21 protein-coding genes are annotated in these 24,882 nt (G+C 70.0%); 10 read left to right on the top strand and 11 right to left on the bottom strand.

The annotated features are described in order from the left end of the window. Positions 1 to 8 precede the first annotated feature (8 nt). From RZO50_RS05275 to RZO50_RS05260, 4 genes are read right to left on the bottom strand one after another with little or no spacing between them, the layout of a single operon-like run. Positions 9 to 1,424, bottom strand: a complete 1,416-nt coding sequence (locus tag RZO50_RS05275) for an aldehyde dehydrogenase family protein (protein WP_322598622.1) — start codon at positions 1,422 to 1,424, stop codon at positions 9 to 11. Then, a complete protein-coding gene (locus tag RZO50_RS05270; RefSeq protein WP_322598621.1) occupies positions 1,421 to 2,491 on the bottom strand; it encodes a hypothetical protein in 1,071 nt (356 codons plus the stop codon). Before RZO50_RS05270 ends, RZO50_RS05275 begins: the two co-directional genes overlap by 4 nt. Then, a complete protein-coding gene (locus tag RZO50_RS05265; RefSeq protein WP_322598620.1) occupies positions 2,488 to 3,876 on the bottom strand; it encodes an amidohydrolase family protein in 1,389 nt (462 codons plus the stop codon). Before RZO50_RS05265 ends, RZO50_RS05270 begins: the two co-directional genes overlap by 4 nt. Further along, positions 3,873 to 4,730 (bottom strand): carbon-nitrogen hydrolase family protein, encoded by an 858-nt coding sequence (locus RZO50_RS05260; RefSeq protein WP_322598619.1) that lies wholly within the window; start codon positions 4,728 to 4,730, stop codon positions 3,873 to 3,875. The genes RZO50_RS05265 and RZO50_RS05260 overlap by 4 nt, the downstream gene beginning before the upstream one ends. Before the next feature lie 419 nt (positions 4,731 to 5,149). Between RZO50_RS05260 and RZO50_RS05255 the strand changes: the two genes are divergently transcribed. From RZO50_RS05255 to RZO50_RS05230, 6 genes are read left to right on the top strand one after another with little or no spacing between them, the layout of a single operon-like run. Continuing rightward, a complete protein-coding gene (locus RZO50_RS05255) occupies positions 5,150 to 6,196 on the top strand; it encodes a BMP family lipoprotein (RefSeq protein WP_322598618.1) in 1,047 nt (348 codons plus the stop codon). 21 nt (positions 6,197 to 6,217) lie between these two features. Further along, the gene (locus RZO50_RS05250; protein WP_322598617.1) at positions 6,218 to 7,726 is read left to right on the top strand and encodes an ABC transporter ATP-binding protein; all 1,509 of its coding nucleotides are present in this window, start codon (positions 6,218 to 6,220) and stop codon (positions 7,724 to 7,726) included. Continuing rightward, positions 7,723 to 8,871 carry an ABC transporter permease gene (locus tag RZO50_RS05245; RefSeq protein WP_322598616.1) on the top strand — a complete coding sequence of 383 codons (1,149 nt, stop codon included), beginning with the start codon at positions 7,723 to 7,725 and terminating at the stop codon, positions 8,869 to 8,871. Before RZO50_RS05250 ends, RZO50_RS05245 begins: the two co-directional genes overlap by 4 nt. After that, complete coding sequence (locus tag RZO50_RS05240) at positions 8,868 to 10,109, top strand: ABC transporter permease (RefSeq protein ID WP_322598615.1); 1,242 nt, start codon at positions 8,868 to 8,870, stop codon at positions 10,107 to 10,109. Before RZO50_RS05245 ends, RZO50_RS05240 begins: the two co-directional genes overlap by 4 nt. 3 nt (positions 10,110 to 10,112) lie before the next feature. Further along, positions 10,113 to 11,123, top strand: a complete 1,011-nt coding sequence (locus RZO50_RS05235; RefSeq protein ID WP_322598614.1) for a queuosine salvage family protein — start codon at positions 10,113 to 10,115, stop codon at positions 11,121 to 11,123. A gap of 8 nt (positions 11,124 to 11,131) precedes the next feature. Then, positions 11,132 to 12,196, top strand: a complete 1,065-nt coding sequence (locus RZO50_RS05230) for a nucleoside hydrolase (RefSeq protein ID WP_322598613.1) — start codon at positions 11,132 to 11,134, stop codon at positions 12,194 to 12,196. A gap of 93 nt (positions 12,197 to 12,289) precedes the next feature. Here the strand turns inward: RZO50_RS05230 and RZO50_RS05225 are convergent, their stop codons facing one another. The 3 genes from RZO50_RS05225 to RZO50_RS05215 form a co-directional block, all read right to left on the bottom strand. Next, positions 12,290 to 13,450 (bottom strand): substrate-binding domain-containing protein, encoded by a 1,161-nt coding sequence (locus RZO50_RS05225; RefSeq protein WP_322598612.1) that lies wholly within the window; start codon positions 13,448 to 13,450, stop codon positions 12,290 to 12,292. A 106-nt stretch (positions 13,451 to 13,556) separates the two neighbouring features. After that, complete coding sequence (locus RZO50_RS05220) at positions 13,557 to 14,378, bottom strand: ABC transporter permease (protein WP_322598611.1); 822 nt, start codon at positions 14,376 to 14,378, stop codon at positions 13,557 to 13,559. Continuing rightward, positions 14,378 to 15,124, bottom strand: coding sequence for an ABC transporter ATP-binding protein (locus RZO50_RS05215; RefSeq protein ID WP_322598610.1), 747 nt, complete (start codon positions 15,122 to 15,124; stop codon positions 14,378 to 14,380). The genes RZO50_RS05220 and RZO50_RS05215 overlap by 1 nt, the downstream gene beginning before the upstream one ends. A gap of 250 nt (positions 15,125 to 15,374) precedes the next feature. Here RZO50_RS05215 and RZO50_RS05210 point away from each other — a divergent pair, with 250 nt between their 5' ends. After that, the gene (locus RZO50_RS05210; protein WP_322598609.1) at positions 15,375 to 16,448 is read left to right on the top strand and encodes an isocitrate/isopropylmalate dehydrogenase family protein; all 1,074 of its coding nucleotides are present in this window, start codon (positions 15,375 to 15,377) and stop codon (positions 16,446 to 16,448) included. Positions 16,449 to 16,464: 16 nt separating this feature from the next. Here RZO50_RS05210 and RZO50_RS05205 read toward each other — a convergent pair whose 3' ends face one another. Beyond that, positions 16,465 to 17,481 carry a sodium:calcium antiporter gene (locus RZO50_RS05205; RefSeq protein WP_322598608.1) on the bottom strand — a complete coding sequence of 339 codons (1,017 nt, stop codon included), beginning with the start codon at positions 17,479 to 17,481 and terminating at the stop codon, positions 16,465 to 16,467. Positions 17,482 to 17,655: 174 nt separating this feature from the next. Between RZO50_RS05205 and purU the strand changes: the two genes are divergently transcribed. Then, positions 17,656 to 18,537, top strand: a complete 882-nt coding sequence (gene purU, locus RZO50_RS05200) for a formyltetrahydrofolate deformylase (protein ID WP_322598607.1) — start codon at positions 17,656 to 17,658, stop codon at positions 18,535 to 18,537. Between the two features lie 27 nt (positions 18,538 to 18,564). Here the strand turns inward: purU and RZO50_RS05195 are convergent, their stop codons facing one another. Both RZO50_RS05195 and RZO50_RS05190 read right to left on the bottom strand, forming a co-directional pair. Further along, positions 18,565 to 19,497 (bottom strand): serine hydrolase, encoded by a 933-nt coding sequence (locus tag RZO50_RS05195; protein WP_322598606.1) that lies wholly within the window; start codon positions 19,495 to 19,497, stop codon positions 18,565 to 18,567. Positions 19,498 to 19,527: 30 nt separating this feature from the next. Then, the gene (locus RZO50_RS05190; RefSeq protein ID WP_322598605.1) at positions 19,528 to 21,516 is read right to left on the bottom strand and encodes a M13 family metallopeptidase; all 1,989 of its coding nucleotides are present in this window, start codon (positions 21,514 to 21,516) and stop codon (positions 19,528 to 19,530) included. 76 nt (positions 21,517 to 21,592) lie between these two features. Here RZO50_RS05190 and RZO50_RS05185 point away from each other — a divergent pair, with 76 nt between their 5' ends. Then, the gene (locus tag RZO50_RS05185; protein ID WP_322598604.1) at positions 21,593 to 22,918 is read left to right on the top strand and encodes an MATE family efflux transporter; all 1,326 of its coding nucleotides are present in this window, start codon (positions 21,593 to 21,595) and stop codon (positions 22,916 to 22,918) included. A gap of 12 nt (positions 22,919 to 22,930) precedes the next feature. On the opposite strand, the gene RZO50_RS05180 is transcribed toward RZO50_RS05185, so the two are convergent. After that, a complete protein-coding gene (locus tag RZO50_RS05180) occupies positions 22,931 to 23,593 on the bottom strand; it encodes a TrmH family RNA methyltransferase (RefSeq protein WP_416211575.1) in 663 nt (220 codons plus the stop codon). 180 nt (positions 23,594 to 23,773) lie between these two features. On the opposite strand from RZO50_RS05180, the gene RZO50_RS05175 reads away from it, so the two are divergent. Then, positions 23,774 to 24,808 carry a DUF2332 domain-containing protein gene (locus RZO50_RS05175; RefSeq protein WP_322598603.1) on the top strand — a complete coding sequence of 345 codons (1,035 nt, stop codon included), beginning with the start codon at positions 23,774 to 23,776 and terminating at the stop codon, positions 24,806 to 24,808. The last annotated feature ends 74 nt before the right edge of the window (positions 24,809 to 24,882 follow it).

The following is a 24,882-nucleotide window of genomic DNA, read 5'->3' as shown; positions in this document are numbered from 1 at the left end:
GGTCTTCCTCAGTCCTCCGCCTGCGCGTCCCACGTGGGACGCAGATTGCGCACCGCGATGAAGCGGGAGCGGGTCAGTTCGTCGATCGTGTAGCCGATGCCCTCGCGGCCCGCGCCGGCGAGTGAGACACCGCCGAAGGGGACCACGGGGGGTCGGTAGTTGTTGGTGCCGTTGACCACGACCCCGCCGAAGTCCAGCTCCGCCGCCAGGGACATGGCGCGGGGGATGTCGGCGGAGAAGACCGCGGCTGTCAGGCGCAACGACGACGCATTGGCGACGGCGAGCGCCTCGTCGGCCGACGAGACCGGCACGACGGTGAACACCGGGCCGAAGATCTCGTCGTCCACGGCCACCGCCGCGGAGGTGGGCACGTCGGCCAGCAGGGTGGGGGCGAACCACGCTCCGTCGTTGGCGGTACCGCGCACACGGCGGGCGCCGGAGGCGACCGCCCGATCCACCTGGCCACTGACCCGCGCGGCCGATCGCTCGTCGATGAGCGGCCCCAGTCGCGCGGACTCGTCGAGCGGGTCGGTGGGCGCGAGAGGGGCAAGTGCCGCGTCGAGCCGGGCGGTGACCTCGTCGGCCACGTCGCGGTGGACGACGAGGCGCTTGGTGGCGGCGCAAGCCTGACCGTTCATCAGCAGTCGGCCGCGCAGCGACTCCGACACCACGAAGTCCAGATCGGCGTCGGGCAGGACGATCGCCGCACCGTTGCCGCCGAGTTCCAGGTGCAGGGGGCGCAACTGGGCCGCCGTCGCGGTCGCCACGCCGACGCCCGCGCCGACCGAGCCGGTCAGCGACACCGCATCGACGCCGTCCGCCGCGCACAGCGCCGCCGAGGCGGGGGTGTCGGCCGAGACGATCTGCAGCACGTCCTCGGGGATCCCGGCCTCATGCATGAGGGCGACCACCCGCCCGGCGGCGAGCGGGTTCTGCGGCGGCGCCTTGACGATGACGACGTTCCCGACGGCGAGGGCCGCGGCGGCCTTCTCGACCATCAGCTCGATGGGGAAGTTGAACGGGATGACGGTGACCACCACGCCCAGCGGCACCCGTTCCACGATGGTCAGGTCGCGCTCTCCACCGGGGAGCGCACCGGTGGGGGCGATGTCACCGGCGCGCATGCGGCCGAGCTCGGCATTGGCCTCCATGAGACGCACGGCACCCCGCACCTCGAAGCGGGCCTGCGCGATGACCTTGCCGGACTCGCGCGCGTGCAGCCGCGCGATCGACTCGGCGTCGGCTAGCATGAGCTCGCACGCGCGACGAAGCGGATCGGCGCGTTCGTGCGGTGCACGACGTCGCCACCCCGCCAAGGCCCCTCGGGCACGCGCGACGACGGCCGGGACCTCGGACACGGCGATGGTCTCCACCTCGCCGAGCAGCTCGCCGTCGGCGACCCCGCGGATCAGCTGCCCGCTCATGCCGGCACCTCCGCCGAGGAAGAACCGGCCCGTAACGCGGCCTCATCCAGCCAGCGGGCGAGGGCGCGCAGCGCTTCGGGGAGCCCCAGCGGGGTGTCGTTGCCGTCTCCGCGGGCGTAGACCGCGCGCACCGCGCCGGGAGAGCCGCCGCGACCTTCGCGCGTCAGGCGATCCGCAAGCTCTGTGCGGGCACGGTCCAGGTCATCCTGGGTGGGCATGATCGCGATGTCGGGGGCGTCGAGGTCGCCCACGCCGATGAGGGGGAGTTCCCGGTCGTCGTGTCCTCGACGGGACTTCGCGATCCCGTCGAGGTCGCGCTGTGCGCTTCCGGCGAGGAAGCTGCGGTGCGTCAGGCCGGGGGAGAGCCACGCACCGATCCCGGCGTAGGCGCCGCCCACCCGCCGGAAGGTCTGCGCGATGACCTCGGCCATCCTGTTGTGCATGACGACGTACGCCTCTCGCTCGCCGGGCCCCCACTTCCACCCGCCGCTCGCGGCGGGTGTCGCGGTGAAGGCGGGGTGCTCCGGCGAGACCGATGTGCCGCGCGCCTCGAACAGGCCGGGGTCGTCATACGAGGTGGCGGGGCTCTGTCGCCCGTCCCACCGGTACACCAGCGGGTAGGGCACGACGCCGAGGGGTTCGGAGATGACGAACCGGTCCAGGACGATCCCGTCCCTCTCCCACGCGGAGACATCCAGCACGGAAGGGTCTTCGCCCTCGTCGAGCAGCGCGAGCAGCTCGCTCGGGGTCTCGACGCCTCCGGTCGGTCGCCACCCCGCGGCCAGGAGCGCAGCATTGATGGCTCGATGCTCGCGACTGACCGGGTAGGGCTTGTACTTGCAGCACGGCACGAGCAGGGCCACACGCGGCCGCCCGTCGGACGCCGGTTCCCAGCGTTCGGAGATGAAGGTGATCCACTCCGCGATGAGCGGGTGCGACAGCGCGTCGACGTTCTCCTGCGGGGAGTACAGGCACAGCGAGGGATCGAGCACGAACGGCGCCCGGATCTTGCGCTGCGACGAGGGGAATCGGGCGGCACGCGAGAGCGTGGATGTGTCTGCGGTCATGGACGTGCTCCTTCGGCCGTGTCGGCCAGATCGGACAGGTGGGGCAGACCCGCGGCGGTCACCAGCTGCGCCGCCAGTGGACGCGAGCGGGCGACGACCTCGGCGGCGTCCACACGGGTGACCACGCCGCCGCGGACACTGCACTCGCCGTCGACCCAGACCGATGAGATGTCGCGGGCACCGGCGGCGAACACCACCGCCTGATAGGGGTCGTGGATGTTCGCCAGCGCGAGCGAATCACCGTCGAACTGCACGAGGTCGGCCGCTTTGCCCGGTTCGAGCGAACCGATCGTCCGATCCATCCGCAGGGCGCGCGCCCCGCCGATCGTCGCCATCTCGAACGCGTCGACGGCGCTCAGCGCGGTCGCCTGCTGGTGGTGGACGCGTGCCAGGAGGGCGGTCGATTTGATCGCCTGCATCATGTCCTGGCTGTCGTTCGAGGCGGGACCGTCGACGCCGATTCCCACGTCGATGCCCATGCGCCGCAGCTCGGCCGCGGGGGCGACGCCCGACGCGAGGATCATGTTCGACACCGGGTTGTGCGCGACACCCACCCGGTTGCGGGCGAGGATGTCGCGGTCGTGCGGGTCGAGCCACACGCAGTGCGCCGCGAGAGTGGGGGCGCGGAAGAGTCCCTCGCGTTCGCAGTGCGCCACGGCGGTCACGCCGGTGCGCTGCACGGTCGCGGTGACCTCCTCGCGAACCTCCTGCAGGTGGATGTGGACGCCGTGGCCCCCGCCGGTGGCGAAGTCGACCGATCGCGCGAACATCGCCTCGCTCTGTCCACCGACGGCACCGATACCGACCCGGAAGGTGGACAGCCGGCTGGACCGAGCCGCCTCGAGAAGGGCCTCGTGCTCGTCGAACTCGGCCTGCACGCCCAGCGTCGATCCGACATCGCCGGCCCCGAAGGACACCACGCCGCGCAGGTTCAGGTCGTCCAGCGCAGCCACGACACCCGGTGTGACGGGGGCGGCGGGCCGCGGATCGGCGACGAACATGTCGTTCGCGGTCGTGATCCCGCTCATCAGCATCTGCGCCCCCGCCAGAAGCGTGCCGACGTACGCCTTCTCCCGGTCGAGGAAGGGCGAGACGGGACGGATGAGCGCATGGATCCACTCCCACAGCGTGAACTGCGAAGCGATGCCGGTGATCAAGCCCTCCGAGAAGTGTCCGTGGGTGTTGACGAACCCGGGCGTGACGATGTCGCGCGCCCCTCCGTGCACGGGGATGTCGGGGTGGGCGGTCCGCAGCGCGGCGTACGTGTCGACGGCCGCGATGCGTCCCTCGACGATGTGCACGGCGCCGTGACGGATCACCGCGGGCGTCTCGTCGGACGCCGAGGCGGTGAGCACGTATGCGCCGCGGACGAGGAAGGAACTCATCGGTTCCCCTCGTAGTCGAATTCGTCGCCGCGGACGCGGGTGAGTCCGGCGTAGAGGTCGGGGCGTCGGGCGCGGAGCAATCCCGGGATCGAGTCGAAGGGTTTGGGTTCGGCGAGCGAGTCGTCGGTGTCCCGCAGCCACCGTGCGCGGGCGAGGTCGAGGCGTGCGACGGCGAGTTCTGCGCGTCCGGCCTCGACGAGCACATGTTCCGGTCCCGCGACCAGCGCCGCTCCCTGCTCGTCGCCGTACAGGTTGTTCGTCAGCGCGAGGTGGCAGAGGTTCTCGATCGCGCGGGCGCGGGCGATGACCTGCCAGTTCTTCGTGAGTGCGGTGAAGTGCCCACCCGCCGGCGAGAGGATGATCTCCGCCCCGCGCAGAGCCAGGACACGCGTGGTCTCCGGGATCCACAGTTCCGAGCACACGGCGATACCCATCGGGATCCCGTCGAGTTCGAAGGACCCGAGCTCCCGACCCGGTGCGACGAACCCGCCGGTGTCGGCGCTGGGGACGGTCGCCGGGTGGGTGCGCTCGTAGCGCAGGACCGTCCGCCCGGCACGGTCGACGACGTAGACCACCAGGCGCCATAGTCCGTCCTCGCACGCCTCCATGCGGCTCCACACGACGTTGATGGCCGCCTCGCGGGCGGCGGCGGCCAGCGGACCGGCGGCGTCGTAGTCCTGCCCCTCGCGGAACGGTCCGGGGCTGTGCTCCGGGAAGAGCACGAGGTCGCTTCCCCGCGCCGCGGCCTCGGCGACCAGGTCCACGGCGTGGGCGACGTTTGCCGAGTGGTCCGGCTCGGTGCGCACCCGCGGCTGTGCGACGGCGAGCGTATAGCTGTCGGCGGTGTCCGTCACGGTCGGCTCCTCTCGCGCCGGGCTGTACCCGTGCGTCACTGTCTCCTGTACCCGGCACCCGAAACGCTAGCCCGCGGGTCGGCGCACGAACGGCTCGGGAAGCAGGCTGGAACGCTCTTTTTACAGGGTGGTTACAGGTGCACCCGCCGCGACCAATCGCCGTTACAGAGAGGGAGACAGGGAGACAGTCGGGGCGATCGCGGCCGTCCCGATCGCCGATCTGTGTCTGTGTCACCCGCCCGGTAACAGGGACTCGCACGGATTCGGGGCCTTCGTAAACAGGCGGTAAAAGCCTCCCCCGTCGCGGCGGTGCGGGCGGGTTCACGGTGCCACTCTCAGGGATACACACCGCCGGATCGTCTGCCCCGCAGCACCCGAGGACCACCCGGGCACGACGCCGCATCGATGAAAGGGCAACCATGAGAAGACGCACTCTGACCGCGGCACTCGGCCTCGCCGCCGCCGCCGCACTCGTCCTCACCGCGTGCGCGGGGGAGAGCACCGAGACCACCGACGACGCCGGCGCGGAGCCGGAATTCACCGTCGGCGTCGCCTACGACCTCGGCGGACGCGGGGACGGCGGGTTCAACGACCTGGCCTGGGACGGCGCCACCGAGGCCGCCGAGGCCGCCGGCGGCGAGGTGATCGAGTCGACGGCACGCGCGGAGGACACCGACGCAGACCGCGTCGCGCGCCTCGATCTCATGGCCCAGGGCGGCGCCGACCCGATCATCGCCGTCGGCTACCTCTACGCCACGGCACTGACCGAGGTGGCGCAGAAGTATCCCGAGACGTCGTTCGCGATCGTCGATGACGACACGGTCGACCAGCCCAACGTCACCTCGCTGATGTTCGCCGCCAACGAGGGCTCGTTCCTGGCCGGCGTCGCCGCGGCGCTGGAGTCCACCACGGGCAAGGTCGGTTTCATCGGCGGCGTGAACATCCCGCTGATCAACGAATTCCAGGCCGGATTCGACGCCGGCGCGCTCGCGGCCGACCCCGACATCGAGCTGTCGGCCGGCTACCTCACCGAGCCCCCGGACTTCAACGGCTTCAACGACCCGCAGCGGGGAGCCGAGGCGGCCAACGGCATGTACGACTCGGGGGTCGATGTGATCTTCGCCGCCGCCGGCGGTTCGGGCCTGGGGGTCTTCGAATCCGCCGACGCCGCCGGGACCTGGGCGATCGGCGTCGACAGCGACCAGTACACCACCACGGACGAGCCGCTCAACGAGGTCATCCTCACGTCGATGCTCAAGCGCGTCGATGTCGGTGTCTCCTCCTTCATCGACAGCGTGCTCGACGGCACCGTGACCGCCGGCACGACCGTGTACGACCTCTCCTCGGGGGGTGTCGGCTACGCCACCTCGGGTGAGTTCCTGTCGCCGGAGACGATCGAGGCCATCGACGAGTTCGCCGCGCAGATCACCTCGGGCGAGATCGTCGTACCGGCCACCCTCGACTGAGCCACCGGGAGCACCGCCATCATGGATCGACCCGCCGTCGAACTCACCGGGATCACGAAGACCTACCCGGGAGTCATCGCCAACGCCGATGTCAGCATCTCGGTCGCGGCGCAGACCGTGCACGCGATCGTCGGAGAGAACGGCGCGGGCAAGTCGACCCTGATGAAGGTGCTCTACGGGGCCACCCGCCCCGACAGCGGCTCGATGCGCGTGGCGGGTGAGCCGACCTCGTTCGGCTCACCCGCCGACGCCATCGACGCCGGTATCGGAATGGTCTTCCAGCACTTCAAACTCGCCGACAACCTCAGCGTGCTCGACAACGTCATCCTCGGCGCGGAGCCCCTGCGGCGGGGCGTAGTCGACCGCGCCGGCGCCCGCCGGCGGATCCTGGAGATCTCTGAGCGTTACGGTCTCCAGGTCGACCCCGACGCGATGGTCCGCGACCTCGGTGTCGGAGTCCGGCAACGCATCGAACTCATCAAAGTGCTCTACCGCGGCGCGAAGATCCTCATCCTCGACGAACCCACCGCGCTGCTGACCGTGCAGGAAGCGGAAGACCTCCTGCAGCGGTTGCGTGAGATGTGCCAGACCGGGCTGACCGTCATCTTCATCTCCCACCACCTCGACGAAGTGCTTGCCGCCAGCGACCACATCACCGTCATGCGGGCGGGCCGCGTCGTCGCCGACGTCGCCCCGGGCGACCTCGCCGCCGCCGACCTCGCCGTCCTCATGGTCGGCACCGCCCCGCTCGAACTGCCCCGCCGACCGCGCCGGGACGGCCGCTCGGATGCGCTCGAACTGCGCGATGTGGCGGGTACCAGTGAGACCGGTGCGCGACTGAACGGCATCGACCTTGTCGTCCGCCGCGGCGAGATCGTCGGGGTGGCCGGGGTGGAAGGCAACGGTCAGGACGAGCTGATCGAGGCGGTGCTCGGCGTCCTCCCCCTCAGCAGCGGATCGGTCGTCCTCGACGGACGCGACCTCGCCGGCGTCGCCACCGTCCGCCGTCGCGCCGAGGGCATCGGCTGCATCCCGCAGGATCGACAGCGGGAGGGCCTGCTGGTCGACCAGCCGCTGTGGATGTCGCGCCTTCTCGGCCACACCCACGACCGCCATCTGGCCCGCCGCGGCCATGTGCGGGTCGGACGTGTCCGCGCCGCGGCGCAGCACGTCGTGCAGACCTCCGACGTGCGCACCCCCGGCATCGACGTGCTCGCCTCGGCCCTCTCGGGCGGAAACCAACAGAAATTCATCGTCGGACGCGAGCTCGACGCGAGACCGACGCTCCTCATCGCGGCCCAGCCCACGCGCGGGGTCGACATCGGAGCGCAGAGACAGATCTGGTCGCGTCTGATCGCGGCCGCGAACGAGGGGATGGCGATCCTGCTGATCAGCACCGACATGGAAGAGCTGACGACGCTCTCCGACCGTATCGCCGTCATCTCCCGCGGACGCATCACCGCCGAGTTCGACGCGGAGACCGCCTCGCGCGCCGCCATCGGCCGCTCCATGACGGCGGGCGCGGCATGAGTGCCGCATCCGGTCGCCTGCGATCCCTGCGCGACCTGCTGCACCGCGCCGTCAACGGTCCGCGTCTGGCGACGACCTCACTGCAGATCGTCGCGGTGGCGCTTTCCCTGGTGTTCGCGATGCTGCTCCTGGGTGTCGTGCTCGCGCTGTACGGCACCAGCCCCACCGCCGTCGTGTCCGTCGTCGGTCAGTATGCGATGACCCCCGAGGGCTGGGTCGCGATCGTGAACAAGGGCACGACCTACTACATCGCCGGCCTCGCTGCGGCGATCGGATTCCGCATGTATCTGTTCAACATCGGCATCGACGGCCAGTACCGACTCGGCGTGTTCTTCGCCGCCGTCGTGGGCGGATGGCTCTCCCTCCCCTGGTTCCTGCACATCCCGATCATGGTCGCCGTCGCCGCCGCGGTCGCCGGCGCCTACGCCGCGATCGCCGGCTATCTCAAGGCCCGTCGCGGGGTCTCCGAGGTGATCAGCACGATCATGCTCAACGCGATCGCCACCGGGGTCATCGCCTATCTCATCTCCCCCGACCAGCTCGGCGTGCAGGAGGAGGGCAGCAACAACATCCAGACCGCCCTCATCCCCGAGAGCGGGTGGCTCCCGGCGATCACCATCCCCGGCGCCGGGGAGGTCTACGGCTTCGCCGCCATCGCCGTGCTCATCGGGGTCGCCTACTGGTACGTCACGACACGCACGCGGTTCGGTTTCCAGTTGACGGCCGTCGGCGCCGCTCCGCGCGCCTCGCTGCTGGCCGGCATCGACCCCAAGCGCATGATCCTGCTCACCATGGTCGTCTCCGGCGTGATCGCCGGGCTGTGCGGCATGCCCGAACTGCTCGGTTCGACGCACCGCTACGGCATCAGCTTCCCCGCCGGACTGGCCTGGGCCGGGCTGTCCATCGCCATCGTCGGGCGGAACCATCCACTCGGCGTCGCCCTTGCGGCTCTGCTCTGGGCGTTCCTCGAACGGTGCTCGGTTCCGCTGGACCTCATCGGCATCCCCAAGGAGGTGGTGCAGGTGGTGCAGGCCATCGTGGTGCTCGCCGTCGTCACCTCCTACGAGCTGGTGCACCGCTACTCCGCATCACGCGAGCGCCGACGGGCCGCACGCTTCGCCGCCCGAGAGGAGGTTCCGGCATGACCGTCACATCCCCCCGCCACGACCTGACACCCGCCACCCGCACGCGCCGCGTGCCGCGGTGGGTATGGGTGGTGCTGATCGCCATGTCGGTGCCGCTCGTCGCCGTCCTGGCCGAGACACCCGACCTCACCTCCGAGGGCCTCACCGGGGCCACGCTGCGCTTCACCGTTCCCATCCTCCTGGCCGGCCTCGGCGGGCTCTGGGCCGAACGCGGCGGCACCCTCAACATCGGCCTCGACGGCATGATGATCATCGGATCGTGGACCGGAGCCTGGGTCGCGCTGTCGTACGGGCCGTGGGCCGCCCTCCTCGGAGGCGTCGTCGGGGGCGCGTTCGCGGGGGTGTTCCAGGCGCTGCTGACCCAGAACCTCGGCGTGGACCAGGCGATCTCGGGAATCGTGGTCAACATGATGGCGATCGGTCTGGTGCGCTTCCTGTCGTCGGTCACCTTCGCCGAAGAGCCCGGGGGCAGCATCACCCAGTCGCCGACGCTGGAGCAGCTGCCACTGGTGAGCCTTCCGGGGGCGGAGCTCCTGCTGGGCCCGCTCGCCGGCCACGGCATCCTGTTCCTCTCCGACGCCGCCGCGATCACGCTCGGACTGGTCACCGACGTGTCGGTCGGCACGCTGCTGGCCTTCTCGCTCGTGCCGATCACGTGGTGGGTGCTGGCCAAGACCCGCTTCGGACTGAGGGTGCGCGCGACGGGTGAGAACCCGGCCGCCGCGGACTCGCTCGGCGTCTCGCCGTACCGCATCCATTACCTCACCCAGGGCATCTCGGGCGCGCTGGCGGGCCTGGGCGGCGCGTACATGGTGGTCGTCGCCAGCTCCCTCTACCGGGAAGGTCAGATCGCCGGCCGCGGATTCATCGGCCTGGCCACCGTGATCTTCGGGAACTGGCACCCCGGAGGCGTCCTCACCGGAAGCCTCCTGTTCGGCTTCACCGACGCCCTCCGCACCCGGCAGGAAGCATCGGTGAACGCCCTGCTGCTGCTGGGCGCGGCGATCCTCCTCGCCCGGTGCGTATGGCTCGTGGCCGCGGGCCGCCGCAAGGAATCGCTCTGGTACGGAGCGTTCGGCCTGCCGGTGCTGCTGTGGTATCTGTTCGGCGACGGCGTCCCCAGCGAACTGGTGAGCATCGCCCCGTACCTGGTCACGCTGGTCGTGCTCATGGCCGCGCACCACACCCTGCGGCCTCCCGCCGCCGTCGGGGTCCCCTACCGACGGTCGGAGGAATGACCCGTGTCCGTCCTCCTTCCGATCGATTCCGGTCGCAGCGCCGCATGGTCGTACCCGGTCCTCGCCGACGCCCGCGCCGCGCACGCGACGTGCCGCGACGTCACCCTCGACCTGGACCGACTCGCACAGGTCGCCGACTGGATGCAGTTCGAGACATTCCCCGCGGTCGAGCCCGACCCGCCGGCCCCCGGCGACAGCGGGCCGACGCGCGAGGCGCAGATCGACTTCACCCTCGTCACCGGTGCGATCAATTTCGCCTACACCGACTTCGACACCCGGGTGCCGTGGTCGATCGAGGTCGCCGGGCGAGAGCTCATCGACGCCGACGCGATGTTCGTCCGGTTCGAGCAGGCGATCGCCGCGGGGATCCCGGCCCTCGAGGGGGCCTGGCTGGCCGAGGTCACGCCGGCGACCCTCGGCGAGATCCTCCACGGTCCCCGCCCGATCCCGATGCTCGCCGAACGTGCGGCCGTGCTGCGGGCGGTCGGCCGCGTGCTGGTCGATCACTACTCCGGTCGTTTCCACGCGTTCGTCGACGACTGCCCGCCGCGCCTGTACGCCGATGGCGCCGGGATGCTCGAGCGCCTGACGCGCGAGTTCTCCGCCTACGACGACGCCTCTGTGCTGCATGGGCGCACGGTACGGATCGACAAGCTCGCGCAGCTGGCGGCCTGGATGCTGCACCATCGCGGACTGGTCCGCTTCGACGACATCGACGCCCTCTCCGCGTTCGCCGACTACATCGTTCCTGCGGCGCTGCGCGCGATGGGCGTGCTGCGTTACTCCCCGCCCTTGGCGGAAGCCGTCGACGAGGGCACGTTGCTGCCGGCCGGGTCGGCGTGGGAGAACGAGATCCGCGTGCAGACCGTCTACGCCTGCGGCCTGTTGACCGACGCCCTGAACGCCCGACGTCCGGACACGCCGCTGATCGTCCCCCAGATCGACTTCCGGCTGTGGTCGGCGTTCCACGACCGCATCCGGCCGCATCACCTGACAAAGACCACCGCCTACTGAGAGTCTCCATGCGCCTTCTCCGCGACGTCCGTGACATTCCCTACGACCGCACCGGCGAGCGTCTGCCGATGATCCTCGACGTCGACACCGGCATCGACGACACCCTCGCGTTGATCTACGCCGCGGCCCACCCCGACATCGAGCTGGCCGGCGTGACGTGCGTGGCCGGGAACGTGCCCCTCGACGATGTCGTGCACAACACGCTCGGCGTGCTCGAGATCGCCGGGCGCGCCGACGTGGAGGTGGCCGCAGGCGCAACGGGACCGGTCGCCCGGCCTCTCGAGACCACGCCGGAGACCCACGGCCCCCATGGCATCGGTTATGCGCAGGTGTCGCCGAGCACCGCCGCCTCCGACCGGCACGCGGTGGACCTCATCGTCGAGACCGCGCGGCGTCGGCCCGGCGAGATCACCCTGGTGACGCTGGGTCCGCTCACGAATCTGGCGGCCGCGGTGCTCGCCGAGCCCCGCCTGCCGCTGTTGCTGCGCGACGTGTTCATCATGGGCGGGACGTTCTTCGAGGCCGGCAACGCCGCCCCGCGCGTGGAGTGGAACATCCACGTCGATCCGGAGGCGGCCAAGATCGTCTTCCACCGGTGGAGCGTGTGCGCCGAAGACGGCGCGGCACCGCTGACGGTGATGGGCCTGGACGTGACCGAGACCTCGCGGATCGATGCATCCGGTCTCGCCGACGTCGCTCGGGCCTGCGGCCTTCCGGTGGCCGCCGACGACGACGTCGCGATCATGTCGACCGCGTTCGGGGACCCGCTGCTCGACCTCGTGCGTGACAGTCTGCGCTTCTATTTCGAGTTCCACGAGATCGCCGACGGCTTCTACGGGGCGCACATCCACGACCCGTTCGTGGTCGGCGCCGCCCTGGACCCGTCCCTCATCCACACGCGGGCGACCGTCGTCGACGTGCAGGTCGGTGGGGTGATGACCGATGGCGAGACCGTCGCCGACTGGCGCGGTCATCTCGACAAGGGCGTGAACGCCCGCGTCGCCGTCGCCGGTGACGGCGCGGCGTTCGGAGAGCGGCTGCGGAGCCTGCTCGCCGACGCCGCGTCGCTCTGAGCCGCCTCCGCCGGTCCGGCCCCCCGCGGACCCACCCGCCACCGGAGGCACGGCGAAGGCCCCGCCCTGAGGCGGGGCCTTCGTTGTGGGCCGTCAGCCCTGCAGACCGATGCTGGGGTCGATGAACTCGTTGGTCACCAGCGTGTCCGGGGTGATCTCCGTCACGTCGTACTCGGTGTACTCGCCGACGAGGTCGATGAGCTCCTGCACACGCGCGGTGTCGTAGCTGCCGAGGGCTCCGTCCGAGCCGTTGCCGACCAGGCCGAGTTCCTTCTGCTTCTCGATCGACCACTCCGCGAGGTCCTCGGTGTAGATCCAGCCGGTGTCGTACTCGTCGACCAGTTCGACGATGAAGGCGTTGGTCTCCGTCGGGTCTTCGATGTAGGCCACCTCGGCGCGCTGCATGATCGGGATCAGCTCGCTCAGGCAGTCCGCCTGCTCGGTCACGTCCGCCTGGCGCACGACCATCGACTGGAAGTACTCGGCGAAGCCCAGATCGTGGATCAGACCGATCTCGACCGGCTTGCCCCACTCCTCCGCAGCCTCGACCTCGTACATGTACGGCTCGGCCGACGCGAAGCCGACCTCGGCGACCGAACCGCCGGCGGCGATGAAGCTGGCGGGCTTCGGCGCATCGGACTGGTCGACCTGGCTCTCGGTGATGACGCCCGTGCCGAGCAGGTAGTCCTGCCACACGGTCTGATCCGAGCCCATGAGGATCGTGACGTCCTCATCCTTCAGATCGGCGATGCTCTCCACCTCGGGATAGGTCTCGGGGTCCCAGTAGATCGAGTAGGGGCTGACCTCGAGGGTGGACATGACGCCGACCACCGGGTTCGACTCCACGGCGGGGATCGTCTCCGTGACGCGTCCGTAGCCCATGAAGATGTCGTCGTCCTGGTACAGCAGCGACTGCACCGGCTGGTAGCCGACCGACGACCCGCCGATTCGGATCTCCACGTTGACGCCGGCGGACTCGTCGCCGTCCATCAGGGTGCCGGTCACCGACTTGTTGTCCGTGTCGATCGTGTAGTCGTCACCGACGAGCTCGTAGATGCCGCCGTGCTCGGACTCCGGCTCCCAGTCGGCCTGGATGACGATCGTCTCGGGGCAGACGTCGGTGAGGACTCCGGATGCGGCCGCTTCGGTCGGTTCCGGGTCGGAGGAGCTCGAGCAGCCCGCGGTGAGCGCGACGCCGCCCACCGCGGCGATGGCCGCGAAGGTGCGCAGGCCTGTGTGCTGTGCCTTCTTCATGGGGTGTGGTCCTTTCGATCGAACGGCGCCGAAGCAGCCGTGCAGAGGTGGTGCCGGGTAGGTGCTCGGGTGGGGGGTGGGGCGTCCGCCGGCGCCGACGAAGGGGTCATCGCGACCACGCCTCCGACCAGCGTCCGACGATTCGGCGACCGAGCATGCCGAAGAACCAGAACATGAGGACACCGAGACCGCACGCCGCCAGCACGGTGGCGAGCATCTCGGCCGCTTCCAGGCGCGAGCTGTATCGGGCGATCAGCAGACCGAGCCCGATCGCTCCGCGACCGAAGAAGTAGTCGCCGACCACCGCGCCGACCACCGCCAGGCCCGCGGCCGTCTGCAGTCCGGTGAAGATGTCGGGCAGCGCGGCGGGCAGCTGCAGCCGCACCAGCCGGGTCATCCGCCCCGCGCGCCGCAGGGTGAACAGGTCGTGCAGCCCCGGATCGGCGCCGAGCAGACCTTTCAGCGGATTGATGATGAGGGGGAACAGGGCGATGATGACGCACACGACCACGCGGGCGCCGAAGTCGAAGCCGAACCAGAACCCGATCACCGGGATGATCGCCAGCGTCGGGATCGTCTGCAGGAACACCGCGTACGGGTAGAGCATGTTCTCGATCCAGGTGGCCTGGCTCATCAAGATCGCCTGCCCGACACCCAGGACGAAGGCGATCGCCAGCCCGACCGTCGCGACCTTGAACGACTCCCACGCCGCGGAGAGGATGTCCTCCCGCGTCTCGGGCACGAAGAATCCGTCGATGATCACCTCGTGCGGCGGAGGCAGGAGGAATTGCTTGCCCGGCTCGAGGACCAGGTACGAGATGACGTACCACAGCGCGATGATGAGGGCGAAGAACGCCAGGGGCGGAACGATGCGCTTCCACCGCGCACCCTGACCCGATCCTGTCGAGACGGTGAACTGCGTGGCCATCAGGAGACCTCCCCCAACGCGGTGGCGACGTCCTGCTCCAAGTGGGCGAACTCCGCGGTGAATTTCAGGTCGACCGGGCGAGGGAAGGGGAACGGCACATCGAACGACGCGACGACGCGTCCGGGACGCGCCGCCATCACGAGGACTTTCGTGGACAGGAAGATCGATTCGTCCACCGAGTGGGTGATGAACAGCCCCGCGAAGCGGCGCTCCGCGAACAGACTCATCAGCTCCTGATTGAGACGGACCCGGGTGATCTCGTCGAGCGCGCCGAACGGTTCGTCGAAGAAGAACAGATCGGGCTCGACCACGAGGGCCCTCGCCAGCGAGGCACGCATCCGCATCCCGCCGGAGAGCTGACGCGGCAGGAGGTTCGCGTATTCGGCGAGCCCGACGGTCTCCAACGCCGCGTCGACGCGTCGTGCCAGCTCGGCGTCCGGCATCCTGTCGAGCTTGCCGAGCAACTCGACGTTCTTGCGCACCGTCCGCCACGGCATCAGCGTGGCGTCTTGGAAGACGTACCCGACGTTGTCGGTCGACCGATCGATCGATCCCGACGAGGGTTCCGTCAGCCCCGACCCCAGACGCAGCACCGTGGACTTGCCGCAACCGGACGGGCCGATGATCGACACGAACTCCCCCCGGCGGATGTCGAGGTCGAGCCCGTCGAACACCGGGCTCGCACCGAACGACATCCCGACATCTCGAAACGAGATGATCGGTGGCTCTTCGGGGTTGACGGTCATGCTTCTCCTCAGGTGACGCTGCGGGGCGTCTGTGTCTCGGGTGTTCCCGAAGCTACGTCGCCGCCCCCACCCCCGACAAAGCGGATTGCCGCGAAATCACGGGGTTTTACACGCCTTTTACGACCCGAACCCACCCCGTGTTACAGGGCGGGAGACAGAGACACAGCAGGGCTGTCTCTCAGAATCAGCAGAGACACACGCCGCGTGCGCGCTTCGCTAAGGTCGGTCCCGCCTGCCGAGGAGGAGCGACATGCCCGAGCCCCGTTTCACGATCGACGTCATCGCCGGCGACGGCATCGGGCAGGAGGTCGTGCCCGCCGCGCGCCGCTGCGTGGATGCCGCCGTCGCCGCCGCAGGGGTCACCCTCACGTGGCGGGAGCGGGACTGGGGTTCGGATCACTACCGCCGCACCGGACGGATGATGCCCGTGGACGCCCTCGAGACGATGGCGTCTGCGGATGCGATCATGCTCGGCGCCGTCGGCGAGCCAGGCATCCCCGACGATGTGACCCTGTGGGGGCTGCTCATCCCGATCCGCCGCACCTTCGACCAATACGTCAACCTGCGCCCGGTACGGCTGTTGCCGGGCACCACCAGTCCTCTCCGCGGGATCGACGAGCTGGATCTGGTGATCGTCCGGGAGAACGTCGAGGGTGAGTACTCCTCTGTGGGTGGTCGATTCGACCGCGCCGGCGGCGACACCGTCGCGGTACAGGAATCGCTCTTCTCCCGCAGCGGCACCGCACGCGTCGCGCGATACGCGGCGCAGCTGGCCGCCTCTCGCCGGGGCACGCTGGTGTCGGCGACGAAGTCCAACGGCATCATCCACACCATGCCGTTCTGGGACGAGGTCGTCGCGCAGACCGTCGCCGAGACGGCACCGAAGGTGGCGCTTCGCAGTGTGCTCATCGACGCCCTCGCCGCGGAACTGGTGCTGCATCCCCACGCCAGCGACGTCATCGTCGCCTCGAATCTGTTCGGCGACATCCTCTCCGATCTCGCCGCCGCGCTGGCCGGATCGATCGGCGTCGCACCCAGCGCCAGCCTGAACCCCGAGCGGGCCCACCCGTCGCTGTTCGAGCCCGTGCACGGATCCGCACCCGACATCGCCGGACGCGGAATCGCCAACCCTGTCGCCCAGATCTGGTCGGCGAGCATGATGCTCAGCCACCTCGGACTCGATCGACCGGCCGCCGCGCTCTACGACGCGATGGTGCGGACGATGGCACGGGGCATCCTCACCGGCGACCTCGGCGGCGACGCCTCGACGGATCTCTTCGCGGACGCCGTCGTCGGCGACCTCGACGGCCGCGAGCACGGCTGACACAGCACCGGAAGGGTCAGATCGCCACCAGTGCGAGACCGATCGTGGCGGCGTAGATGGCAGGAATCCCGATGCCCTCGAACCCGATGCCGCGTCGATCCCGCACAAGGAGCCCGGCCGCGAGGATCGCGGTGATCAGGAGCGTGCCACCCAGCAGCACCAGGCTCTCGGCCCCGGCAGCGGCATAGATCGTGCCGTCCAGGAAGAACACGTCGGCCACCGACAAGGTCAGCACATCGAAGACGTTGCCGCCGATGATGTTGGCCACACCCAAGGTCAGCGCCCCGATGCGGATCGCAGAGATCAACACGATGAGCTCGGGGAGCGAGGTGACCGCTGTCGTCAGGGTGAACCCCGTCACACCGCTCGGCCAACCCGTCGCCGCGATCACGCCGAGACCCGCCTGTCCGATCACCCACCCGGTCACACCCACCACGAGGCCGAGCGCGGCGAATGTGAGCCACACCCGCGAGAGCGGACCGCTGTACTCCGCCTCTTCGGCGTCGTCCCGGGTCTCTCCGGTGCGGATCGGCTTCCACATCGGCGCGTGGTGCATGCGCCGCTGCAGATGGAGACCGTAGAAGTAGAAGACCGGGATGAGCACGGTGACGGGGTGGATCCAGCCGATGGTGAGCTGCGGTGTCGCGAAGGCGATCACCGGCAGGCTCAGCAGCGCGATCAGGACCACCGCTTGGAAGAGGTTCTCGAGGGATGCGGCGGCGTGTTCGAGGTTGGCGCGCCGGTAGAGCAGATCGGCGATGGCCAGCCACACCGTCTGCAGGGCGATCCCGCCGACGGGATTGGCGAGGGCGAAGGCGGCGTCACCCTGGAGGGCACCGGTGGCGGTGGTGACGATGCCGGGCAGCGAGGTCACCGCCCCGAGGAACACCGCGCCGGCGATGGCCTCTCCGAGACCCGTGCGGTCGGCGAGCTCGTCCGCGGCCTTGGCCAGCCGGGAGCCCGCGAAGATCACGACGAGGACGGCGGCCACGAGGGCGAGGATGCTCGGCCACAGCGGCCAGGGGTCGGACATGGGGAACCTCCTTCAGGGCAGGACGGGCCCCTTCGCGTGGTCCGTCACCCGCGGGGCGGACCCAGACGATACGCACTCCGGGTGACGGCGGCATCGCCCTCGCCGCACCGCGATCCGCTGTGCTAGCGTGGCCGCCCGCACGCGTGAGCGCCTCGGACACGGCAGAATCGAGGTATGGCCGCTCCCAGCCCCCACTTGCTCCCCGACCACGCGTGTCTCATCGTCCACGGCACCGATCGCCCCGGCATCGTCGCCGCGGTCTCCGCGCTGATCACGCGCCACGAGGGCAACATCGTCGCGTTCGACCAGTACTCCGACGACCCGACCGGGGGCGATTACTTCCAGCGGGTCGTGTTCCACCGCCCCGACCTGGCCGCGGCACTCCCGGCCCTCGAGGAGGACCTCGCCCGAACCCTCGGCGGCGGATTCGATCTGCAGTGGTCCCTCACCGACCAGTCGACCCCGAAGCGCATGGCGATCCTCGCCTCGAAGCAAGACCACTGCCTCCTCGACCTGCTGTGGCGGCACCGCCGCGGTGAACTGCCCGTGACCATCCCGATGGTGGTGTCCAACCACACCACCGCCGCGGAGGATGTGCGCACCTTCGGGGTGCCGTTCTTCCACGTGCCGTCCGTCCCCGGTCCCGACAAGACCGAGTCGGAGGAGAAGATCCTCGAGCTGCTCGTCGGAAACGTCGATTTCGTCGTCCTCGCCCGGTACATGCAGATCCTCTCGGCCGACTTCCTGGAGAAGCTCGGAGTGCCGGTGATCAACATCCACCACTCTTTCCTCCCCGCCTTCATCGGCGCGGAGCCATACAAGAAGGCCAAGGAGCGAGGCGTCAAGCTGATCGGCGCGACCTCGCACTACGTCACGAGCGACCTCGACGAGGGCCCCATCATCGAGCAGGACACGGTGCGCGTGACCCACGCCGACTCCTCACTCGAACTCGCGCGCCGTGGGGCCGACGTCGAACGGCAAGTCCTCTCCCGCGCCGTGCTGTGGCACGCGCAGGACCGGGTGATCCGTCACGGCAACCACACCATCGTCTTCTGACCGGGCCCGGCCCGGTCAGCCGAGACGTCAGTAGACGTACTCCATGAGGTCGGTGCCGAGCACGCGGAAGGCGGAGTGCGCACGCATGCGGTGCATGATCGACAGGTCGTCGAAGCACACGATGAGGGCATAGGAGACCCCGGCGCGAGGCCCGGCGAGGACACCCGCCTCCGACCGGATGCCGGCACCGCGGCCGGTCTTGTTGATGAAGAGGAGTCCGTGCTCGTCGTTCTCGTGCGAGAACGGGTCCAGACCGGTCGCCGAGGCGACGAGGGACAGGTCGTGATTGAGACTCAGCCACTCCGCGACGTGCGCGCTCACCGAGGCGTTGACCGCGGACGAATTCACCAGCGCGGCGAACAGCTCCGACAGCTCTGCGGCCGTGCCGAGCGCGACGTGGGGGGCGTCGTCGGGTCCACGTGTGTCACGGAACCCGTCGAGGAGAGCGGTGCGGGGCATCCCCAGCTGCCCGAGTCGGGTCCGCACCGCTTCCAGCCCGACACGCTCGAGAAGCACATTGGCGGCGAGCGCGTCGCCGGTGGCCGCAGCCAGAACCGCCAGATCGCCGAGGCTGAAGCCGGGGGAACTCAGGTGCTGCCAGACCCCCGACACCGCGACGTCGGCGACCGTCGCACGATCGACCACCTCGGCTGCATCGAGACGGCCGTCCTCGAACGCCGCCGCGACCTCGACCAGCAACGGCACGATCCCCAGGCCGCCGATCGGCAGGGTGATGAAGTCGTCGCCGGCGAGCACGGTGTCGCCGCGATCGAGGTCGGTGACCCGCACCGCGACCTTCGCGCCCGACCCCGCGAGCTCGTCCAGGGCCGCGAGAGTGGATGCGAACGATCGCCGGCCGGCGGCGGCCCGGCGGGGCAGTCGCCTGTCGTGGGGTCTGATCCGCCGCGAACTCCGAAGGGGCTCCTCGGTTCCGCGTCTGGGCTCAGGGGGCGTGCCCACGGACGGTGTCCTCTCCTCGTGTCCTCGTGATCACCAGATGGTGACGCGCTGGTCGGGGGCGAGCCACAGCTCGTCCGACTCGGTCACCTCGAACGCATCGTAGAACGCGTCGATGTTGCGCACGATCTGGTTGCACCGGAACTCGTTGGGCGAGTGCGGGTCGATCGTGAGCAGGCGGATGGTTTCGGCGTCACGGCCCTTCTGCTGCCAGACCTGCGCCCAGCTCAGCAGCAGGCGTTGGATGCCGGTGTAGCCGTCGATGACGGGGGCGGCGTCCGCGATCTCCGGCCCGGCGTCGTCGCTCGCGATCGACAGCGCGTACGCCTTGATCGCGATGCCCAGACCACCCAGGTCGCCGATGTTCTCCCCGATGGTCAGCGCGCCGTTGACGGTGTGCTCGTCGGACAGCCCCTTGGGCACGAGGTGGTTGTACTGGTCGATGAGGGCGGCGGTGCGCTCCTCGAACGCCTCCCGGTCGGCGTCGGTCCACCAGTCGCGGAGCGAGCCGTCACCGTCGAACCGGCTGCCCTGGTCGTCGAAGCCGTGGCCGATCTCGTGGCCGATGACGGCACCGATCCCGCCGTAGTTGGCGGCGGCGTCCCGATCGGCGTCGAAGAACGGATACTGCAGGATGGCCGCCGGGAAGACGATCTCGTTCATCAGCGGGTTGTAGTAGGCGTTGACCGTCTGCGGGGTCATGTACCACTCATCGCGGTCGATGGGCTGGCCGACCTTGGACAGCTGGCGGTCGTGCTCCCAGACGTGCGCCCGGCGGACGTTTCCGACGAGGTCGGCGGCGTCGATCTCGAGCGACGCGTAGTCCTTCCAGGTCTCGGGGTACCCGATCTTCGGGGTGAAGGCCGCGAGCTTGGCGAGCGCGCGCTCGCGGGTCTCCGGCGTCATCCACTCCAGCGACGAGATGCTCTCGCGGTAGGCCTCGACGAGGTTGGCGACCAGGTCGTCCATCTCGGCCTTGGCCCGCGGCGGGAAGTGCCGGTCGACGTACACCTTGCCGATCGCCTCCCCCAGGGCCGCCTCGGTGAGACTCACCCCGCGCTTCCAGCGCTCGCGGTTCACCGGCACCCCGGTGAGCTGGGTGCCGTAGAACGAGAAGTTCTCGGCGACGAACTCGTCGGTGAGGAACGCCGCTCCGGCGTGCACGATCTTGAACCGCAGCCAGGCCTTCCAGTCCTCGAGCCGTTCTTCGGTCAGCAGTCCGGCGAGCCCCTCGAGGAAGCTGGGCTGCGACACGACGATCTCGGCGAACGCGTCGGGATGGTTCGGGGCGATGCCCTCGCGCCACGGCAGCAGATCGACCCCGGCGAGCCCGACCGTCTCGTCCCACGTGCGCAGGTTGTAGGTGGCGACGGCGTCGCGGCTGCGGACGTTGTCCCAGTGGTGCGAGGCGATCTCGGTCTCGAGGGCGAAGACGCGCTCGGCGGCATCCGCGGCGCCGGCGACGCCGGCGAGGTCGAGGATCCGCTCGATGTGACCCCGGAACGCCGCCCGGGTGTCGGCGAAGTTCTCGAGTCGGTAGTAGCTCTCGTCGGGCATCGACAGTCCGCCCTGCAGGAAGAACGGCACGTAGCGCTGCGGATTGCCCGGGTCGGGCTCGACGTAGAGGTCGATGATGCCGCCGACGCCGTCTCGCTCGAGCACTCCGACCGTGCGGAGGAAATCGGGAACGGATGCGATCGCGTCGGCCATCGCCAGCTGCGCGCCGAGCGGGCTGACACCGAGCTGGTTGACGCGGTCGACGTCCATGAAACTGGAGTACATGTCGCCGATCTTGCGCGCCTCGGTGCCGGGCTCGGCCTGCTGCGACTCCTCGATGATCGCGCGGACGTCCTTCTCGGCCTGCTCGGCGATGAGGTGGAACGCGCCCCACCGGGCCTTGTCGTCGGGGATCTCGGTGCGATCCATCCACGAGCCGTTGACGTGGCGGAACAGATCGTCCTGCGGGCGGATCTCGTCGCTGAGCTCGTCGAGCGCGAGACCGGATGCGGGGGCGTCGGTCATGCGTACAGGATAAGCACCGAGTCTGTGTCCGTGGCCAGAGCCGACGCTTGTCCGCAGGCGACTCTAGGCTCGGAGGGTGGCGAGCGCGCGAGACACCCTGAACCGGGACATCCTGCGCCTGGCCGTGCCGGCGCTCGGAGCGCTCGTCGCCGAGCCGCTGTTCCTCATCGTCGACTCGGCCCTGGTGGGTCATCTGGGCACCGTCCCCCTCGCGGGGCTCGGGATCGCGGCCGCCGTTCTGCAGACGATCGTCGGCCTGATGGTGTTCCTCGCCTACTCGACGACGCCCGCCGTGGCGCGACGATTCGGCGCCGGGGACTCGTCCCGCGCCGTGTCGGCCGGGATCGACGGCATGTGGCTGGCCCTCGGACTCGGTGCCCTCCTCGCGTTGGCCGGATACCTGACGACACCGTTCATGGTGGGGCTGTTCGGGGCGACCGATGCGGTGGCGTCGGAGGCCGAGACCTATCTCGGAATCTCGATGTGGGGTCTTCCCGCGATGCTCATCGTGTTCGCCGCGACGGGTCTGCTGCGCGGCCTTCAGGACACGGTGACGCCCCTGTGGATCGCCGGCCTCGGGTTCGGCGGCAACGCGCTGCTGAACGCGTTCTTCATCTACGGCCTCGGTTGGGGCATCGCCGGCTCGGCGGTGGGGACGGTGCTGGCGCAGTGGGCGATGGTCGCCGCGTACGTCGTCGTCATCGGCCGCCATGCCCGCCGGCACGGTGCGGCGCTGCGCCCGCAGCGGGACGGCGTGACCGGGAGCGCCCGATCGGGCGGCTGGCTGTTCCTGCGCACGGTCGCCCTCCGCGCGGCGCTGCTGGCCACCGTCGCGGTGGCCACGACGCTCGGCACCGACGAACTGGCCGGATGGCAGGTCGCCTTCACGATCTTCTCCACGGCCGCCTTCGCCCTGGATGCTCTCGCCATCGCCGCCCAAGCCCTCATCGGCAAGGGTCTCGGAGCCGGCGACGAGCACACCGTGCGTCGCGTCCTGCAACGGACCCTCGCCTGGGGTGTGGCATTCGGCGTGCTGGTGGGCCTCGTGATCGGGGGCCTGTCCGGCGTGATCGGCCTCGTCTTCACCGGCGACCCGGCGCTTGCCGCGCTCATCCAGCCGGCCCTCATCGTCCTCGCCGTCGCGCAGCCGGTCGCGGGGGCCGTGTTCGTGCTCGACGGAGTGCTCATGGGCGCGGGCGACGCCCGCTACCTCGCGATCGCCGGGGGTCTCACCCTCGTCCCGTACCTGCCGGTGCTCATCGTGCTGAGCATCCTTCCCCTCGGCGGCACCGCGGGGCTCGCGTGGCTGGCGGTGGCGTTCTTCGGCGTGTTCATGCTTGCGCGTCTGGCGACCCTCGGCTGGCGCGTACGCGGTCACGACTGGATGACCACCGGCGCCTGACCCCCCTCGCGGTCAGGCGGTGGCGTAGCGGCGACACCATTCGTACATGACCACCGCGGCGGCAGCGCCGGCGTTCATCGAACGGGTCGAACCGTACTGGGTGATCTCGACGGCTCCGGATGCGGCGGCGAGCGCCTCCGGTGACAGTCCGGGGCCCTCCTGCCCGAACAGCAGAACGCATTCGCGGGGGAGATCGGCACGGTCCACCGGCAGCGACCCGTCCACGTTGTCGACGGCGATGATCGGCAGACCGGCGTCGGCGGCCCACGCGGCGAAGGCGGCGATGTCGTCGTGGTGGCGCACGTGCTGGTAGCGGTCGGTGACCATGGCGCCGCGACGGTTCCATCGGCGGCGCCCGATGATGTGCACCTCGGCGGCGAGGAACGCGTTGGCGGTTCGCACGATCGATCCGATGTTGAAGTCGTGCTGCCAGTTCTCGATGGCGACGTGGAAGGTGTGGCGACGCACGTCGAGGTCGGCGACGATCGCCGCCATGGTCCAGTAGCGGTAGGCGTCGACGACGTTCCGGCGATCGCCCTCCGCGAGGAGGTCACGGTCGTAACGGGGGTCGTCCGGCCATGCGTCCGGGCCGCCCGGCCACGGTCCGACGCCGTGGGGCACCTGATCTTCGGCGGCGTCCGGGCCGCCCGGCCACGGTCCGACGCCGTGGGGCACCTGATCTTCGGCGGCGTGCGCGGTCCCGACGTCGTCCCTCGGCTCTGTCACTCCGCAAGGCTAGCCCGCCGACGTGCACCAACTCAGGCTGGGAGGCCCGCACGGACCGGATGCGCGGCCCACGGCCGCACGCAGCCTGAGTTCGTGCACCGCGGTTCGCCCCGGGCGTAGGGTGCCGCCATGGCCCCCCATCGACCGATGCCCGACGACGCCGACCGGCTTGCGGCGTACTACGCCGACTTCGCCGCGCGGTGGGCGCACGGCACGTCGCCGCTCTACGAGGACTGGGCCGCCGGCATCGCGGCCGATCCCGAGATGCTCGAGCGGGTCCGGATGCTCCCGCCGCGCCTGCACCAGGCCAACCTCCTGTTCGCTGCCGCCCGGTGGGCAGGAGCACCGGAGGTGCCGTACCCGCGGTGGCGGGAATGGCTCACCGGGAGATGGGATGCGGTCGTCACGGTCGCGGCGGCGCGGGCCACCCAGACGAACGAGGTGGGCCGGTGCGCGACCCTGCTCCCGGTTCTGTCTCGGATCGAAGGGCCGATCGCGCTCCTCGAAGTGGGCACCGCGGCGGGCCTGTGCCTCCTGCCGGACCGATACTCGTACCGCTACACCTCCCCCGCCGGGTCCCACGACCTGCACCCCGATGACGGACCCGCAGATGTCGTGCTCGAGTGCCGCGTGGATGATCCGGCCGACGTGCCGGTGCGCATGCCCCAGGTCACGTGGCGCGCGGGCATCGACGTCTCGCCGATCGACGTCGCCGACCCGGAGGCGGTGGCGTGGCTGGCGACGCTCGTGTGGCCCGGGCCGGATCACGACGCCCGGGTCGCACGGTTGACAGGTGCCGCGTCGCTCGCCGCACCCGACCCGCCGCGCATCGTCCGCGGCGACCTGCTCGAAGCCACCGCGCCCACGGCGGCGACCGCACCGGAGGATGCGACCCTCGTCCTCTTCCACAGCGCCGTGCTGCTCTACCTCGACGCCGCGGCACGCGCCGCCTTCCGCCGTCTCGCGCTGTCTCTCGGCGAGCGCCTCGGGCGCCCCGTCCGGTGGGTGTCGAACGAATCGCTCGGCACCCATCCCGACGTGGATGCGCAGGTTCCGCGCGGGACGGACACCTCCCACCGCCTCGTGCAGTCGGTCGACGGCATCGCGACCGCCCTCGCAGGCCAGCACGGCGCGGTCTACGAGACGGCTCCCTTCTCCCGCTGAGCCCCCCGCCCGAATGATCGCCCGACATACTGGAGGGGGGACAGTCTGACGAGGTGGGCAACAGACGTCAGGGG

This window comes from Microbacterium xanthum, from assembly GCF_034531355.1.
In the GTDB taxonomy this organism is placed as follows: Bacteria; Actinomycetota; Actinomycetes; order Actinomycetales; family Microbacteriaceae; genus Microbacterium; species Microbacterium xanthum.
This window is presented reverse-complemented; position numbering and strand designations above follow the sequence as displayed.

What these genes read in the sequence shown, in the direction of transcription:
- RZO50_RS05275 (WP_322598622.1), bottom strand. Translation starts at nt 1,424, where the DNA reads ATGAGCGGGCAGCTGATCCGCGGGGTCGCCGACGGCGAGCTGCTCGGC.
- RZO50_RS05270 (WP_322598621.1), bottom strand. Translation starts at nt 2,491, where the DNA reads ATGACCGCAGACACATCCACGCTCTCGCGTGCCGCCCGATTCCCCTCG.
- RZO50_RS05265 (WP_322598620.1), bottom strand. Translation starts at nt 3,876, where the DNA reads ATGAGTTCCTTCCTCGTCCGCGGCGCATACGTGCTCACCGCCTCGGCG.
- RZO50_RS05255 (WP_322598618.1), top strand. Translation starts at nt 5,150, where the DNA reads ATGAGAAGACGCACTCTGACCGCGGCACTCGGCCTCGCCGCCGCCGCC.
- RZO50_RS05250 (WP_322598617.1), top strand. Translation starts at nt 6,218, where the DNA reads ATGGATCGACCCGCCGTCGAACTCACCGGGATCACGAAGACCTACCCG.
- RZO50_RS05245 (WP_322598616.1), top strand. Translation starts at nt 7,723, where the DNA reads ATGAGTGCCGCATCCGGTCGCCTGCGATCCCTGCGCGACCTGCTGCAC.
- RZO50_RS05240 (WP_322598615.1), top strand. Translation starts at nt 8,868, where the DNA reads ATGACCGTCACATCCCCCCGCCACGACCTGACACCCGCCACCCGCACG.
- RZO50_RS05230 (WP_322598613.1), top strand. Translation starts at nt 11,132, where the DNA reads ATGCGCCTTCTCCGCGACGTCCGTGACATTCCCTACGACCGCACCGGC.
- RZO50_RS05225 (WP_322598612.1), bottom strand. Translation starts at nt 13,450, where the DNA reads ATGAAGAAGGCACAGCACACAGGCCTGCGCACCTTCGCGGCCATCGCC.
- RZO50_RS05220 (WP_322598611.1), bottom strand. Translation starts at nt 14,378, where the DNA reads ATGGCCACGCAGTTCACCGTCTCGACAGGATCGGGTCAGGGTGCGCGG.
- RZO50_RS05215 (WP_322598610.1), bottom strand. Translation starts at nt 15,124, where the DNA reads ATGACCGTCAACCCCGAAGAGCCACCGATCATCTCGTTTCGAGATGTC.
- RZO50_RS05210 (WP_322598609.1), top strand. Translation starts at nt 15,375, where the DNA reads ATGCCCGAGCCCCGTTTCACGATCGACGTCATCGCCGGCGACGGCATC.
- RZO50_RS05205 (WP_322598608.1), bottom strand. Translation starts at nt 17,481, where the DNA reads ATGTCCGACCCCTGGCCGCTGTGGCCGAGCATCCTCGCCCTCGTGGCC.
- purU (WP_322598607.1), top strand. Translation starts at nt 17,656, where the DNA reads ATGGCCGCTCCCAGCCCCCACTTGCTCCCCGACCACGCGTGTCTCATC.
- RZO50_RS05190 (WP_322598605.1), bottom strand. Translation starts at nt 21,516, where the DNA reads ATGACCGACGCCCCCGCATCCGGTCTCGCGCTCGACGAGCTCAGCGAC.
- RZO50_RS05175 (WP_322598603.1), top strand. Translation starts at nt 23,774, where the DNA reads ATGGCCCCCCATCGACCGATGCCCGACGACGCCGACCGGCTTGCGGCG.